The sequence below is a fragment of the Amycolatopsis sp. GA6-003 genome, from assembly GCF_046267895.1.
Taxonomy (GTDB): Bacteria; Actinomycetota; Actinomycetes; order Mycobacteriales; family Pseudonocardiaceae; genus Amycolatopsis.
In genome coordinates, this window is the sequence record NZ_CP176499.1 from 309,837 (window position 1) to 322,781 (window position 12,945).

General features: G+C 71.0%; 13 protein-coding genes. 6 read left to right on the forward strand and 7 right to left on the reverse strand.

The window, feature by feature from the left end:
• Positions 1-115 precede the first annotated feature (115 nt).
• The 3 genes from F9C12_RS01395 to F9C12_RS01405 all read right to left on the reverse strand — a co-directional run bounded on the left by F9C12_RS01395 (position 116) and on the right by F9C12_RS01405 (position 3,205).
• Positions 116-796, reverse strand: a complete 681-nt coding sequence (locus F9C12_RS01395) for a GntR family transcriptional regulator (RefSeq protein WP_409464436.1) — start codon at positions 794-796, stop codon at positions 116-118.
• Between the two features lie 60 nt (positions 797-856).
• On the reverse strand, positions 857-2,119 hold the full coding sequence (locus tag F9C12_RS01400) for an alpha-hydroxy-acid oxidizing protein (RefSeq protein WP_409464437.1): 1,263 nt from the start codon (positions 2,117-2,119) through the stop codon (positions 857-859).
• Positions 2,120-2,254: 135 nt separating this feature from the next.
• Positions 2,255-3,205 (reverse strand): response regulator transcription factor, encoded by a 951-nt coding sequence (locus F9C12_RS01405; protein WP_409464438.1) that lies wholly within the window; start codon positions 3,203-3,205, stop codon positions 2,255-2,257.
• 142 nt (positions 3,206-3,347) lie between these two features.
• On the opposite strand from F9C12_RS01405, the gene F9C12_RS01410 reads away from it, so the two are divergent.
• Complete coding sequence (locus F9C12_RS01410; protein WP_409464439.1) at positions 3,348-4,793, forward strand: amidase; 1,446 nt, start codon at positions 3,348-3,350, stop codon at positions 4,791-4,793.
• On the opposite strand, the gene F9C12_RS01415 is transcribed toward F9C12_RS01410, so the two are convergent.
• Complete coding sequence (locus F9C12_RS01415) at positions 4,771-5,619, reverse strand: alpha/beta hydrolase (RefSeq protein ID WP_409180156.1); 849 nt, start codon at positions 5,617-5,619, stop codon at positions 4,771-4,773. The genes F9C12_RS01410 and F9C12_RS01415 overlap by 23 nt on opposite strands.
• Positions 5,616-6,833 (reverse strand): amidohydrolase family protein, encoded by a 1,218-nt coding sequence (locus tag F9C12_RS01420; protein ID WP_409464440.1) that lies wholly within the window; start codon positions 6,831-6,833, stop codon positions 5,616-5,618. The genes F9C12_RS01415 and F9C12_RS01420 overlap by 4 nt, the downstream gene beginning before the upstream one ends.
• A gap of 53 nt (positions 6,834-6,886) precedes the next feature.
• Between F9C12_RS01420 and F9C12_RS01425 the strand changes: the two genes are divergently transcribed.
• The gene (locus F9C12_RS01425) at positions 6,887-7,453 is read left to right on the forward strand and encodes a TetR/AcrR family transcriptional regulator (protein WP_409464441.1); all 567 of its coding nucleotides are present in this window, start codon (positions 6,887-6,889) and stop codon (positions 7,451-7,453) included.
• On the opposite strand, the gene F9C12_RS01430 is transcribed toward F9C12_RS01425, so the two are convergent.
• Complete coding sequence (locus F9C12_RS01430; protein WP_409464442.1) at positions 7,454-8,209, reverse strand: IclR family transcriptional regulator; 756 nt, start codon at positions 8,207-8,209, stop codon at positions 7,454-7,456.
• Positions 8,210-8,248: 39 nt separating this feature from the next.
• On the opposite strand from F9C12_RS01430, the gene F9C12_RS01435 reads away from it, so the two are divergent.
• Both F9C12_RS01435 and dmpG read left to right on the forward strand, forming a co-directional pair.
• Positions 8,249-9,151, forward strand: coding sequence for an acetaldehyde dehydrogenase (acetylating) (locus tag F9C12_RS01435; RefSeq protein ID WP_009078908.1), 903 nt, complete (start codon positions 8,249-8,251; stop codon positions 9,149-9,151).
• A 53-nt stretch (positions 9,152-9,204) separates the two neighbouring features.
• Positions 9,205-10,173 carry a 4-hydroxy-2-oxovalerate aldolase gene (dmpG, locus tag F9C12_RS01440; protein ID WP_409467168.1) on the forward strand — a complete coding sequence of 323 codons (969 nt, stop codon included), beginning with the start codon at positions 9,205-9,207 and terminating at the stop codon, positions 10,171-10,173.
• Here dmpG and F9C12_RS01445 read toward each other — a convergent pair.
• Positions 10,167-10,772 carry a TetR/AcrR family transcriptional regulator gene (locus F9C12_RS01445; RefSeq protein ID WP_409464443.1) on the reverse strand — a complete coding sequence of 202 codons (606 nt, stop codon included), beginning with the start codon at positions 10,770-10,772 and terminating at the stop codon, positions 10,167-10,169. The genes dmpG and F9C12_RS01445 overlap by 7 nt on opposite strands.
• A gap of 91 nt (positions 10,773-10,863) precedes the next feature.
• Here F9C12_RS01445 and F9C12_RS01450 point away from each other — a divergent pair, with 91 nt between their 5' ends.
• Together F9C12_RS01450 and F9C12_RS01455 are read left to right on the forward strand one after the other, a co-directional pair.
• Complete coding sequence (locus F9C12_RS01450; RefSeq protein WP_409464444.1) at positions 10,864-11,793, forward strand: oxygenase MpaB family protein; 930 nt, start codon at positions 10,864-10,866, stop codon at positions 11,791-11,793.
• A 43-nt stretch (positions 11,794-11,836) separates the two neighbouring features.
• Positions 11,837-12,862: an LLM class F420-dependent oxidoreductase gene (locus tag F9C12_RS01455; RefSeq protein WP_409464445.1), complete on the forward strand. Its 1,026-nt coding sequence runs from the start codon at positions 11,837-11,839 to the stop codon at positions 12,860-12,862.
• The last annotated feature ends 83 nt before the right edge of the window (positions 12,863-12,945 follow it).

A 12,945-nucleotide genomic window follows, 5' to 3' on the forward strand; every position in this document is an offset into this window, starting at 1 on the left:
CTGCCGGGGCCCTCGTGAGCGCTGATCCCGGTTAGAACCGGGATCAGCGCTCACGAGCCGCTGGGCTGATCGCGGTGCGGGTGGTGGCCGTGCCGGTGAGAACCGGCGCGGGCGGTCACGCGTCGAGGTCTCCGGGCAGCAGCAGGGGCACCTCGTTCCGGCGGCGCAGCGCCAGGTGCATCATCGCGCGGCCGCCCAGCTCCAGGTCGTCCTCCAGCGCCTTGAGCGCGGTCTCGCCGCCCGCGCGGAGCTGGCCGACGAGGTGCCGGTGCGTCGCCGCCAGGTGTGCGGCGGAGGATTCGGCCCGGATCGTCGCGAGCATGCAGTTGAGTTCGTTCGCGCAGGCTCGGTGCGCCGCCAGCACGCGAGGGTTTCCGCTGGCCGCAACGATTTCCGTGTGCACCGCGCTGTGCGCCTCGATCACGTGCCGCCACGGGGTTTCCGCGGTCATCGACTCGAGACGCCGCACCGCCTCGTCCACCGCGTCGAAGCTCGCGTTCTGCAGCAGCGCGAGCCGCAGGGCGCCGAGTTCCAGGATGGAGCGGTACGAGCACATCGCGTCGATGCGTTCGGACGTCACGGCGGGGACGACGATTCCCTTGTTGCGCTGGTGTTCGAGGAGTCCCTCGGCCACCAGCGTCTGCAGGCCGGACCGCACCGAATGGCGGCCGGCGCCGAAGCGGGCGCTCAGCGATTCCTCGGTGAGCCGGGTTCCGGGTTCGAGGAGGCCGTCCAGGAGATCGTCGCGGAGGGCCTGCGCGATGCTTCCCGGCGTGCTGCCCGCCTGTTCGCGCACTTCGCCACTCGTTTCAGCAGAACTTCCCACCGCCGCTTCCGATCTTAGCCGACCCCACCGTCAAATCCGGGCGGGCAGCCGCAGGGACGCGTGTTCCGCGGTGATGTCGTCGGTGCGCGGGACGCCGAGGAGCCGCAACGTCCGCACATACTCGGCGCGGAGAATGTCGATCGCGCGCTCGACGCCTTGCTCGCCCGCCGCCATCAGGCCGTACAGGTAGGCCCGGCCCACCATCGCCGCCGACGCGCCCAGGGCCCGCGCGGCGACCAGGTCGGCACCGGTCCGGACGCCGGTGTCGAGGATGACCTCGCAGTCGTCGCCGACGGCGTCCACGACGCGCGGCAGCAGCTCGAGCGGGGTCGGCGCGCGGTCGAGCTGGCGGCCGCCGTGGTTCGAGAGCACGAGGGCGTCGACGCCGGAACCGGCCAGCACCTCGGCGTCCGCGACGCTCTGAATCCCCTTGACGACCAGCTTTCCCGGCCAAATACCGCGCAGCCACCGCAGGTCTTCGCCGGTCAGCGACGGGTCGAACATCGTCCCGATCAGGTCCTCGACCGTGCCGTCGAAGCTGTTCAACGCGGCGAACCGCAGCGGTTCGGTGGTCAGCAGGTTCAGCCACCAGGACGGCCGGACCGCGATCCCGGCGAGCGTGCGGACGGTCAGCGTGGGCGGAATCGTCAGTCCATTGCGGACATCGCGCATCCGCGCCCCGCCGATCGGGGTGTCGACGGTCAGGACGAGCGCTTCGTACCCGGCTCGCGCGGCGCGTTCGACCAGCGCTTCGCTCGCCGCGCGGTCCTTCCAGAGGTAGAGCTGGAACCACTGCCGCGCGGACGGGGCGCAAGCCCGGACGTCCTCGAGATCGGTGGTTCCCATGGTGGAAAGCACGTAGGGGATTCCGGCGCGGGCGGCCGCGCGGGCGACGGCGATCTCGCCCTCGTGGTGCATCATCCGCGTGAACCCGGTGGGCGCGAGCACAAGCGGCAGCGCGGACTGTCCACTGAGGACTGCCGTCGCCGGGTCGACCTCGGTGACGTCCTGCAGCACGCGCGGGTGCAGTTCGACCTCCTCGAAGGCCCGCCGCGCCCGGCCGAGGCTGATTTCCTGCTCCGCCGCGCCGTCGACGTAGTCGAAAACCGGCCGGGGCGTGCGGCGGCGCGCGATGGTGCGCAGGTCGTCGATGGTGTGCGCGGCGGCGAGGCGGCGCTCGCGCACGTCGAACCGCGGCTGGCGGAAGGTGAGCAGCGGCCGGATTTCGGACGGCCGGGGCAGCCGCCGCCGGATCGGCTGGCGGGGCAGGTGCTCGGGTTCGAACGTGGTCATCCGCTGCCTCCTGGCCACCGGAAATTGGTACACAATCGCGAGCCGATGAACTGCGTGCTGCATCGGCGTTTGTGCAAAGAACTGGCGGAAGGAGTGAAGCACGGAGCCAGCATGAGCGCAAGGATTGTGACACAATCAGCGGTGTGCGGCCTCCAGTGCGGCCAGTGTGTCGAGGTCGTGTTCGAGCGCGTGCCGGGCCAGCGCGGTCCGGTTCGCGCAGTCGAGCTTCACCAGAGCCGACTCGACGTGGCTGCGCACAGTCCGGACCGCGATCCCCAGCGCCGCCGAAATCCGCTCGTTCGACCATCCGCGCGCGACCAGCCCGACGACGTCCAGTTCCCGCCCGGTCAGCGGCCCGGGCTCGGGCACGCGGGAGATCCGCAGCAGCACGCCGTCCGGGCGGCGCGCCCGCGCCAGCACCCGCCACCAGCCGCCGTCCGCGTCGCGGTGCCGGAATCCGGTCCGCTCGGCCGTGGCGCACCGCGCGGCGAGCCGGGCCTCGCGCTCGTTCAGCGGCAGTCGCGCGGGCAAGGCCGAGCGCACCTCGACCTTGCCCGGGGAAACGAACAGCACGACGTCGGCCGCGGGATCGCCGGGCTCGGCGCCGGGGTCGGCCAGCGCGGCGAGATCGTGGGACAGCATCGTGAGCGCGAGAACGGATCCGTCGTCGAGCGGCCGGTCATGAGTCGAACTCAGCGCTACGAAACTCCGCTCCGGACCGGCACCCGGCGCGAGCGGCAGCGTCACCCCTTCGCGGAAGCCGTAGGGCTGGATGCCTTCCCGGTACGTCCTGGTCTGGTGGACGTCCGGGACGTCCACGAAGCGCAGCGGGAGGCCCAGCCGCGCCGCGCGCCGGTGGATCGGGCATTTCCAGCGGTAGGTCGTGGTGAGGTAGCCGAGCATGTCCGCCGGATAGCCGAGATTGACCGTCGTGGTGCGCTGTCTGCTGCCGCTCACCAGGGCGGCGCAGTCGAACCCGAGTGCGTCGCGCACGCTGCGCAACGGCGTCTCGACGGGCAGGTCGCCCCGGCCCGCCGCGCGCACTTCCCGAGCGAGCCGAGCCCACCATTGCACATCCGCGGCCATGTCCGAACCTCCGCTGCCGGAGGCGAGCATGAACGCCCGCTGTCCGTAATGTCAACGCGGCGGGAGCGGATCGGCTTTTAGGCCGATGCGGCCGCCGTGGCCCGCTCGTAGCGTTCCGGTTCCCCGGCTGAAGGAGAACTCGATGCGCCTCGACGAATACGCCGCCCTCGACGCGACCGCGCTGGCCGCGCTCATCGCCTCCGGAGAGGTCGCCGCCGCGGAGGTCGCCGCGCTGGCCGTCGAAGCGATCGGCAAGGTGGACCCGGAGCTGAACGCGGTCGCCGACGGCCCGTTCGACCGTCCGCTCGAGTACGCGCGCGACGGCCGGTTCGCCGGGGTCCCGTTCGCGATCAAGGACCTCGTCCTGCACGCCGCCGGCGTGCCGACCCGGATGGGCACGCGGCTGCTCGGCAAGGGTGTCGTGCCGCCGGAGGACACGCACCTGATGGAGCGGTTCCGCGCGGCGGGCCTGGCGACGCTGGCCGTCACCACCACGCCGGAACTGGGGTTCAACGGCAACTCCGAAGCGCTGGCCTACGGTTCGACGCGCAACCCGTGGAACACTGGGCACAGCGCCGGCGGGTCCAGCGGCGGTTCGGCGGCCCTCGTCGCGGCCGGGGCGCTCCCGATCGCGCACGCCAACGACGGCGGCGGGTCGATCCGCGTGCCCGCGGCGTGCACCGGCCTGGTCGGGCTGAAGCCGACCCGGGGCCGGGTGCCCGCCGGTCCGGACTTCTCGGATCCGTTGTACGGCATGGGGGTCGAACTCGCGGTGACGCGGACGGTCCGCGACACCGCGGCACTGCTCGACGAGGTCGCGGTGAGCTGTCCGGGCGACCCGTACGTCCTCGCGCCGCCCGCGCGCCCGTGGCTCGAAGAAGTCGGCGCCGACCCGGGACGGTTGCGCATCGCGGTGCACACCGAATCCTGGTCGGGCAGTTACGTCGACCCGGAGGTGGCGCGCGCCGTCGAAGCTGTCGCCGAGGTGCTCGAAGCGGCGGGCCACCACGTCGAACGCGCGACGCCGGTCTTCGAATGGGAGTCGTTCCTGCACGCCAACCAGGTGCTGTGGTCGGGATTCCTGGCCGGGGCGGTCGCGGGGATCGAAGAGATGACCGGGGTCGCGGCGGGTCCGGAGAATCTCGAACGCACCACGTGGGCGTGCGTCGAGTACGGCCGTTCCCTCAGCGCGATGGAACTGACCGCGGCGCTGGGGGCGATGAACGTCGTTTCCCGGGTGGCAGGCCGGTTTTTCACCGAGTACGACCTGTTGCTGACCCCGACGACGAACACCCCGGCGCTGCCGCTGGGCCGGCTGGACGCGAACGCCGAGCTGGCCGCGGGCGAGTGGACGAGGCAGCTTTTCGACGCGTGCTCGTTCACGCCGTTGTTCAACCAGACCGGCGCTCCGGCGATCAGCCTTCCGCTCGGCCAGTCGGTGCAGGGGCTGCCGATCGGGGTGCAACTGGGCGGTCCGGTGTGTTCGGAGTCGGTGCTGCTGCGGGTCGCGGCGTTCCTGGAACAGGCCATGCCGTGGGAAGCTCGGCGACCCGCGGTCCACGTCGCTACCGGGACCGGCAAGTCCTGAGGTAGCTGAGAAACGACGCTGGCAGCCCGGTCACGTGCGTTTCGCGCAGGACCTCGCTGGTGACGGCGGGCGAGGCGAGGCGGTGCAGGAGCGTGGCCGTGTTCTTCGCGAGGTTCTGGTAGACGGGCAGCTCGCCGAGCAGCTCCTGTTCGTTGAAGGTCACGTGCAGCTTGGCGGCGGGCAGGCCGTCGCCGAGCTCGCGGAGCTGGGCGAAAATCCGGCTGTCTTCCCCGACGACGCCGGGACTGCCCGCTCCGATGCTCTCGAAGAGCGAGCGGCCGCTGAGCCAGGCGTAGAGGCAGAAAAGCCCGCCGTAGGAGTAGCCGAAGAGACCGTGCCCGCTCGCGGCCGTCCGGTAGTCGCGTTCGATTCGCGGGTGCAGTTCTTCGGCGAGGAAGGCCAGGAACGCGTCGGCCCGGGTGTCGCGCAGTTCGGCGAGGTAGGCGTCGGCTTGTTCGCGGGTCATCCTGCCGGTTTCGACTCCCATCTCGACGGCGTCGACGAACTCCCGGCCGATCGGCTCGCCGGGCGGCACGAGGTCCCGGTTGCGCAGCCGGGACCAATGCTGCGCCTCCTCGCCCGCGTAGCCGACGCTGACCTGGAGATACGGCTGGATCGGCTGCATGGGGTCCGCCTGGGTGACGATGAGCGGGGCCGTCAGGCCGACCGCCCAGTTGCCGTCGAGCACGTACACGACCGGCGCTCGCGTCGTGGCGGGGTCGTAGCCCGGCGGGGTGGTGACCCAGACGCCGTACGCGTGCCCCGCGCTGGAACGGATTTCGAAGTAGTCGGTGTCGGCGAGGCAGCCGTGCCACATGGCGCTCATCGGAGGTCCTTCACTACGCGGCCGGCTTGGACGACGACGACCGCGTTGGCCGGGTCGGCGAAAAGCCGCGGGTTTTCGAGCGGGTTTCCGTTCCAGAGCACGAAATCCGCCCGCAGGCCGGGAGCGAGGACGCCCACCTCGCCGGAGAGGCCGAGGATCTCGGCGTTGGTTTTCGTGGCCGCCACGAGAGCGTCCATCGGTGTCTCGAGCGCGGCCCGCAGGGCGAGTTCTTCGCCGCGGCGCTCCTGGGCCGGGCCGATCAGATCCGAGCCCAGCCCGATCCGCACCCCGGCTTCCTTGGCGCACGCGAGCGCCTCGGCCATCCGCTCGCGGACGCCCAGCGCCCGGTCGCGGATCGACTCGTTGAGACCGGTGCTCGCGGTGTCTCGCAGCAGGTGCTCCACAACCGCGAATGTCGGGACCAGCGCGACGTCGTGAGCGGCCATTAAAGCGGCCGTGGGCGCGTCGATGTCGGTGCCGTGCTCGACACAGCGCACCCCGGCCCCGACCGCGTTCCGGATGCCTTCGTTGTTGTGCGCGTGCACCGTCACGTAGGTGCCGCGCGCGGCGGCTTCTTGTACCGCGACGGCGATTTCCTCGACGGTGAACTGGGTGTCGGTCAGCTGGTCGTGCGCGCTGACCACCCCGCCGGTCACGCAAAGCTTCAGGAACGAGGCGCCGCGCCGGAAGGCCTCGCGCACGTTGCTGCGCAGCTCGTTCGCGTTGCCGGACTGCATGGACAGGGCGCAAAGACCCGGAATGTGGTGCCTGCTCCACAGTTCGGTGGGCTCCCACTCGGCCCCGTAATAGCCGTGCCCGCCGGTCTGGCACTGCACCGGTCCGCACGACAGCACGCGCGGTCCCCGCACTTTGCCCTTCGCGATCGTGGTGACGACCCCGCCGTCGATCCCGCCAGTGTCTCGGACGGTCGTGAAACCGGCGTCCAGCGTTGCGCCAGCGGTGGCGAAAATGTCCGCGGCCAGCTCGGCGACGCTGAGCTGGAACGAAAACTGCGGTTCGATCGGACTCGACAGTCCCAAGTGGACGTGCGCGTCGATCAGGCCGGGCGTCATCGTCAGCCCGTCGGCGTCGAGGCGCTCGCAGGCCGCGCCGGGCTGGGCGATCAGCCCGTCTTCGACGGCGACGGTGCCCTCGGCGGGATCGCGCCCCGTCCCGTCGACGACCGTCGCGCCGACTACCTGAAATCGTCCCACAAGCCGTTCCCTCCGCCGTTGCACCCGTCTTTTCCAATGGATAAACTGCGGCGGTGACCTTGTCAAGCACGGAACCCGCCGGCGACGCCCGCGAGCGGCTCCTGGCCCGGCTCCTCGACGCCTTCGACGGGACGCTTCCCTCGCCGGACGTGTCGCTGCGGGAGGTCGCCGCCCGGGCTGACACCAGCCATGCCCTGCTGCGGTACCACTTCGGGTCGCTGCCGGGGGTCCTGGCGGCGATGCTCAAGGCGCAGCGCGCCCGCGACAACGAGGTGCTGTTCGAGAGGGCGAAGCAGAGCACCTTCGACGACTTCGTCGTGGCGATCTGGCGGACCTACACCCGCCCGGAGCAGCTGTCGCGGGTCCGCGGCTTCTTTCACGTCGCGGGCCTGGCCGCGTACCGGCCGGAAGACTTTCGCGAGCTGGTCGATTCGCTGGACGACCTGACCAAGATGCTGGCCTCGCTGGCGGAACGCGAAGGGCGCAGTGCCCAGGAAGCGCGGACCATGGCGACCGTCGCCGTCGCCGCGATCCGCGGTCTGCTGCTGCAGGAAGTGCTGACCCCGGAGGGGCATTCCGAGGACGCGGTCGCCTTGCTCCTGCGGTTGAGCAAGGGCTGATCAGGTCTCGGAAACCGTCCGCGACAAGGCCAACGCCACTGTCCGCACCGCGGGCGCGACCCGTTCGGTCCGCATCCGCGTCGCCCATCCGGAGATCGACACCGCGGCCACCGCGAGCCCGTTCGCGTCGACGAGCGGGCTCGCCGCGCACACCACGCCGACGCCGGATTCCTCGCGCTCGAACGCGATCCCGTCTTCGCGGATCCGCGCCAGCTGACGCCGCAGCAATCCGGGCGCGGTGATCGTCCGAGAGCTGACCCGTGGGAGCCCGGCGTCGATCACGCGCGTCACGACGTCGTCGGGGGAGCGGGACAGGATCGCCTTCCCGACGCCCGTCGCGTGCGCCGGGAACCGCCCGCCGGTGCGCGACGGCAGATCCGGCGCGTCCGGTCCGCGCAGCACGTCCAGGTACACCACCTCGGTGCCCTCCAGCACCGCGAGATGCACCGTGTTCCGGGTGGCCTCCCGCAGGTCCGCCAGGTACGGCCGCGCCGCCTCGACCAGGCCGCGGCGGCGCACCGCGAGCTGGCCGATCTCGAACAGCCGCAGCCCCAACCGGACGGACGTGCCGTCGCGTTCCAGCAGGCCGGTATCGGCCAGATGCCCGGCCAGCCGGTGCACGGTCGTCTTCGCCAGGCCGGTCCGGCGCGCCAGTTCGGAGACGCCCAGCGCGTCGTCGCCGGGGCGGAAGGCTTCCAGCACGGCGGCGACCCGTGCGGTCACGAGCCCGTCGCCGTTCCGTCCAGTGGTACGCATGGGTTGAGTGTGCCCCATCCCGGCGAGCACCGTGGCGGCATGGCGGAACGCAAGGTGACGGCCGCGATCGTCGGCCCGGGCAACATCGGTACGGATCTGCTGGCAAAGCTCCAGCGCAGCGAGCACGTGGAAGTGCGCTACATGGTGGGCGTCGACCCGGCGTCGGACGGGCTCGCCCGCGCCGCGAAGCTCGGCCTCGAAACGTCCGCCGAGGGCGTCGACTGGCTGCTCTCGCGCGCGGAACTGCCGCAGCTGGTGTTCGAATCGACGTCGGCGAAGGCGCACAAGGCCAACGCGCCGCGGTACGCCGAGGCCGGCATCCGCGCGATCGACCTGACCCCGGCCGCGGTCGGCCCGCTCACCTGCCCGGCGGTGAATCCGCCCGACCAGCTGACCGACCGCAACGTCAACATGATCACCTGCGGCGGCCAGGCGACCATCCCGATCGTGCACGCGGTTTCGCGGGTGACGCCGGTGTCGTACGCGGAGATCGTCGCGTCGGTGTCGTCGCGGTCGGCCGGGCCCGGCACGCGCGCGAACATCGACGAGTTCACCGAGACCACCGCGCACGCCATTGAAAAGGTCGGCGGCGCGGACAAGGGCCGCGCGATCATCATCATCAACCCGATGGACCCGCCGATGATCATGCGCGACACGGTGTTCTGCGCGGTCGACCCGGACGCCGACTTCGACGCGATCAGCGAATCCGTGCACCGCATGGTGAAAGACGTCCAGCAGTACGTGCCGGGCTACACGCTCAAGGCCGACCCGCAGTTCGACCCGCCGCGCCCGGACTGGAGCGGCAAAGCCCGCGTGGGCGTCTTCCTCGAGGTCGCGGGCAACGGCGACTACCTGCCCAAGTACGCGGGCAACCTCGACATCATGACCGCCGCCGCCGCGCGCGTCGGCGATCTCTTCGCCGCTCAGGAGGTGGCCGCGTGAACAACACCGACGTCCGGCTGGTCGACACCACTCTGCGCGACGGCAGTCACGCCATGGCGCACCAGTTCACCGAAAAGCAGGTGCGCGACACCGTCCGCGCGCTGGACGACGCGGGCATCTCGCTGATCGAGGTGACCCACGGCGACGGCCTCGGCGGCTCGACCTTCAACTACGGTTTTTCCTTGGTGGACGAGCGAAAGCTGATCGCCGCCGCCGTCGACGAGGCGAAGCAGGCGAAGATCGCCGTGCTCCTGCTGCCCGGTCTCGGCACGGTCGCCGACCTGCGCGCGGCGGCCGATCTCGGCGCGGGCGCGGTGCGGATCGCCACGCACTGCACCGAGGCCGACGTGTCCATCCAGCACTTCGGCGCGGCGCGGGATCTCGGCCTGGAAACCGTCGGATTCCTGATGCTGTCGCACATGTCGGCGCCGGAGGACCTGGCGAAACAGGCCCGGGTCATGGTCGACGCGGGCTGCCAGTGCGTGTACGTCGTGGACTCCGCGGGCGCGCTGATCCTGGACGACGCGTCCGAACGGGTCGCCGCGCTCGTCGCGGAACTCGGCGACGAAGCCCAGGTCGGCTACCACGGGCACCAGAACCTGAGCTTCGGCGTCGCCAACTCGGTGCTCGCGTACCGCGCGGGAGCCCGGCAGATCGACGGTTCGCTCGCCGCGCTCGGCGCCGGCGCGGGCAACTCGCCGACGGAAGTCCTCGCCGCCGCCTTCGACCGGCTCGGCGTCAAAACCGGCGTGGACAAAGACGTTCTGATGGAAGCCGCGGAGAACGTGGTCAAGAAGTACCTGACCCGGCTGCCGATGATGGACCGCTCGTCCATCATCCAGGGCTACGCCGGCGTGTACTCCAGCTTCCTGCTGCACGCCGAGCGCGCCGCCGAGCGCTACGGCGTCCCGGCGCACGAAATCCTGTACAAGGTCGGCGAAGAACGCTACGTCGGCGGCCAGGAGGACATGATCATCGACATCGCGCTGCGGCTGCGCGACGAGCGGGCAGCCGCTCAGTGAGTACCCGAGTCGAAAGCGTCCGCGCCGAGCACGAGCTGCACGCAGTGCTCGACCAGACGCTCGCGGCTCACCTTCAGCGTGCCGTCGAGATAGGCGATGAACACGTTGCTGAGCGCGCCGACGAGACCGATCGCCACGAGCTGGCGGCCGGTCTCGTCGCCGCGCGAAAGCTGTTCCCCGACCAGCGCGGTGAACGCCGGGAGGAGGTGCAGGCCGCGCTGGGTCAGCGCCGGATCGGTCAGAGGCGCGAGCAGCAGCACCCGGCCCTTGCGCGGATCGTCCAGCATCAGCTCCACGAACGCGGTCACGGCGCGTTCGGCGCGGCGGCGCGGATCGCCTTCGCCGGACACCGCGTCGGCCAAGGCTTTCCGGGCCTGCTCCCCGACGTCCTCGTAGACCGCGGCCACCAGGCTTTCCCGGTCGGCGAAGCTTTCGTAGAAGTACCGTTCGGTCAGCTTCGCGGACCGGCACACCGCGCGCACGCTCACCGCCGCGCTGCCCTGCGCGCCGAGCAGGTCGAGCCCGGCGGCCAGCAGCCGCGCGCGGCGCTGGGCCTTGCGGTCGTCCAGCGTCGTGCCCGCCCACGTGCGGCCCGGCATACCCGCTCCCGTCCAGAGTTGACCACAGCTGTTGTCACATCCTAGCCTGACCACAGCCGTAGTCGCTTCGCCGACCCGCCGAGGAGCCGCGATGCCCCGGGAAGCACCCGAACCGCTCGGACCGGACTCGCTGACCTGGAAGTACTTCGGCGACTGGCGCGGCCTGCTGATCGCGCTGTGGGCCGGGTCGATGCAGAACATGCACCCCGGGCTCGGCGCGGGCGTCGAGCAGCATTCGAAGTTCTTCGAGGAACGGTGGCAGCGGCTGTTCCGGTCGCTGTACCCGATCGGCGGCGTGGTCTACGACGGCCCGCTCGCGCACCGCACGGCGCTGCAGGTGCGCGGCTACCACGACCGGATCAAGGGCGTGGACGCGCGAGGCCGCCGCTACCACGCACTCGACCCGGACACGTATTACTGGGCGCATGCGACGTTCTTCGTCAGCACCATCCTGATCGCCGACAATTTCATGGGCGGCATCGGCGAAGAGGAAAAGCGCACGCTGTTCGACGAGCACGTGCGCTGGTGGCGGATGTACGACATGACGATGCGGCCGGTGCCGGAGTCCTGGGAGGACTTCCAGCGGTACTGGAAGCACATGTGCGCCGAGGTGCTGGAGGACAACAAGGCCACCCGCGACGTCCTCGACCTCCGCGGCATCGCGAAACCGCCCTTCCTGCCGTGGCTGCCGGATCCCTTGTGGAAGCCGGTCGCGAAGGTGATCGCGAAGCAGTTCGTGTGGCTGACCGTCGGGATGTACGACCCGGAAGTGCGCGAGCTGCTCGGCTTCCGCTGGACCGCGCGCGACGCCCGGCGGCACCGCCGCGTCGGCAAGCTGGTCAACGCGGCGTTTTCGCTGCTCCCGCACGACCGCCGCTACCATCCGCGGGCACGGGCGGGCTGGCGGCGCGCCCGCGGCGAACTGGCCCCGGGGACGCCGCCGGCCGAAACCCCGCGCCGCAATCTTCCCCCGCTCGCCGAGCGCGGGAAACCGGAGCACTACTCGCCGGACGTGCCGTGAGCCGCACGGGCTTCCGCGCGGACTCGGAGATCAGGAGGGCTGGATGAAGCTGGGCTTTCACCTCGGGTACTGGGGGAGCGGGCCGATCCCGGGCGCGCAGGAGGCCGTGCTCGAAGCGGAACGGCTCGGGTTCGACTCGGTGTGGTCGGCCGAGGCGTACGGGTCGGACGCGTTCACGCCGCTGGCCTGGGCCGGCGCGGCGACCAGCCGGATCAAGCTCGGCACCAACATCGTGCAGATGTCCGCGCGCACCCCGACCGCCACCGCGATGAGCGCGCTGACCATGGACCACCTGTCCGGCGGCCGGTTCGTGCTCGGGCTGGGCGCGTCCGGGCCGCAGGTGGTGGAGGGCTGGTACGGCCAGCCGTACCCGAAGCCGCTGGCGCGCACGCGCGAGTACGTCGAGATCGTGCGCAAGGTGCTGGCCCGCGAGGAACCGGTGACCATCGACGGGCAGTTCTTCCAGCTGCCGCTCAAGGGCGGGACCGGGCTGGGCAAACCGCTCAAGCCGACCGTGCACCCGCTGCGCGCCGACCTGCCGGTCTACCTCGCCGCGGAAGGGCCGAAGAACGTCGCGCTGGCCGCGGAGATCTGCGACGGCTGGCTGCCGCTGTTCTTCTCGCCCAAATCGGACGGCTTCTACCGGGCCGCGCTGGAGGAGGGGTTCGCCCGCCCGGGCGCGCGCCGGAGCCTGGCCGATTTCGAGGTGGCCGCGTCGGTGCCGGTGATCGTGCACGACGACGTCGAGGAGGCGGCGAGCCGGATCAAGCCCGCGCTCGCGCTGTACATCGGCGGGATGGGCGCGAAGACCGTGAACTTCCACCACGACGTCTTCGCCCGGCTCGGGTACGCGGACGTGGCGGACAAGGTGCAGGAGCTGTATCTGGCCGGACGCAAGGAAGAAGCGGTCAAGGCGATTCCGACGTCGCTGGTCGAGGACACCTCGCTGATCGGCCCGGCGGAGAAGATCCGCGAGGAATTGCCGGCGTGGGAGAAGACGGTGGTGACGACGCTGCTGCTGCGCGGGGACGCGGGATCCCTGGCGAGGGCGGCGAAGGCGCTGTCCTGAAGGCGAGTCGTGAGCGCCTGTCCCGGTTAGAACCGCGACAGGCGCTCACGAGTCCGTAGTCGGCCCGGTACGGCCGGTGCATC

What these genes read in the sequence shown, in the direction of transcription:
- F9C12_RS01400 (WP_409464437.1), bottom strand. Translation starts at nt 2,119, where the DNA reads ATGACCACGTTCGAACCCGAGCACCTGCCCCGCCAGCCGATCCGGCGG.
- dmpG (WP_409467168.1), top strand. Translation starts at nt 9,205, where the DNA reads ATGGCGCACCAGTTCACCGAAAAGCAGGTGCGCGACACCGTCCGCGCG.
- F9C12_RS01435 (WP_009078908.1), top strand. Translation starts at nt 8,249, where the DNA reads ATGGCGGAACGCAAGGTGACGGCCGCGATCGTCGGCCCGGGCAACATC.
- F9C12_RS01430 (WP_409464442.1), bottom strand. Translation starts at nt 8,209, where the DNA reads ATGCGTACCACTGGACGGAACGGCGACGGGCTCGTGACCGCACGGGTC.
- F9C12_RS01410 (WP_409464439.1), top strand. Translation starts at nt 3,348, where the DNA reads ATGCGCCTCGACGAATACGCCGCCCTCGACGCGACCGCGCTGGCCGCG.
- F9C12_RS01415 (WP_409180156.1), bottom strand. Translation starts at nt 5,619, where the DNA reads ATGAGCGCCATGTGGCACGGCTGCCTCGCCGACACCGACTACTTCGAA.
- F9C12_RS01445 (WP_409464443.1), bottom strand. Translation starts at nt 10,772, where the DNA reads ATGCCGGGCCGCACGTGGGCGGGCACGACGCTGGACGACCGCAAGGCC.
- F9C12_RS01455 (WP_409464445.1), top strand. Translation starts at nt 11,837, where the DNA reads ATGAAGCTGGGCTTTCACCTCGGGTACTGGGGGAGCGGGCCGATCCCG.
- F9C12_RS01405 (WP_409464438.1), bottom strand. Translation starts at nt 3,205, where the DNA reads ATGGCCGCGGATGTGCAATGGTGGGCTCGGCTCGCTCGGGAAGTGCGC.
- F9C12_RS01450 (WP_409464444.1), top strand. Translation starts at nt 10,864, where the DNA reads ATGCCCCGGGAAGCACCCGAACCGCTCGGACCGGACTCGCTGACCTGG.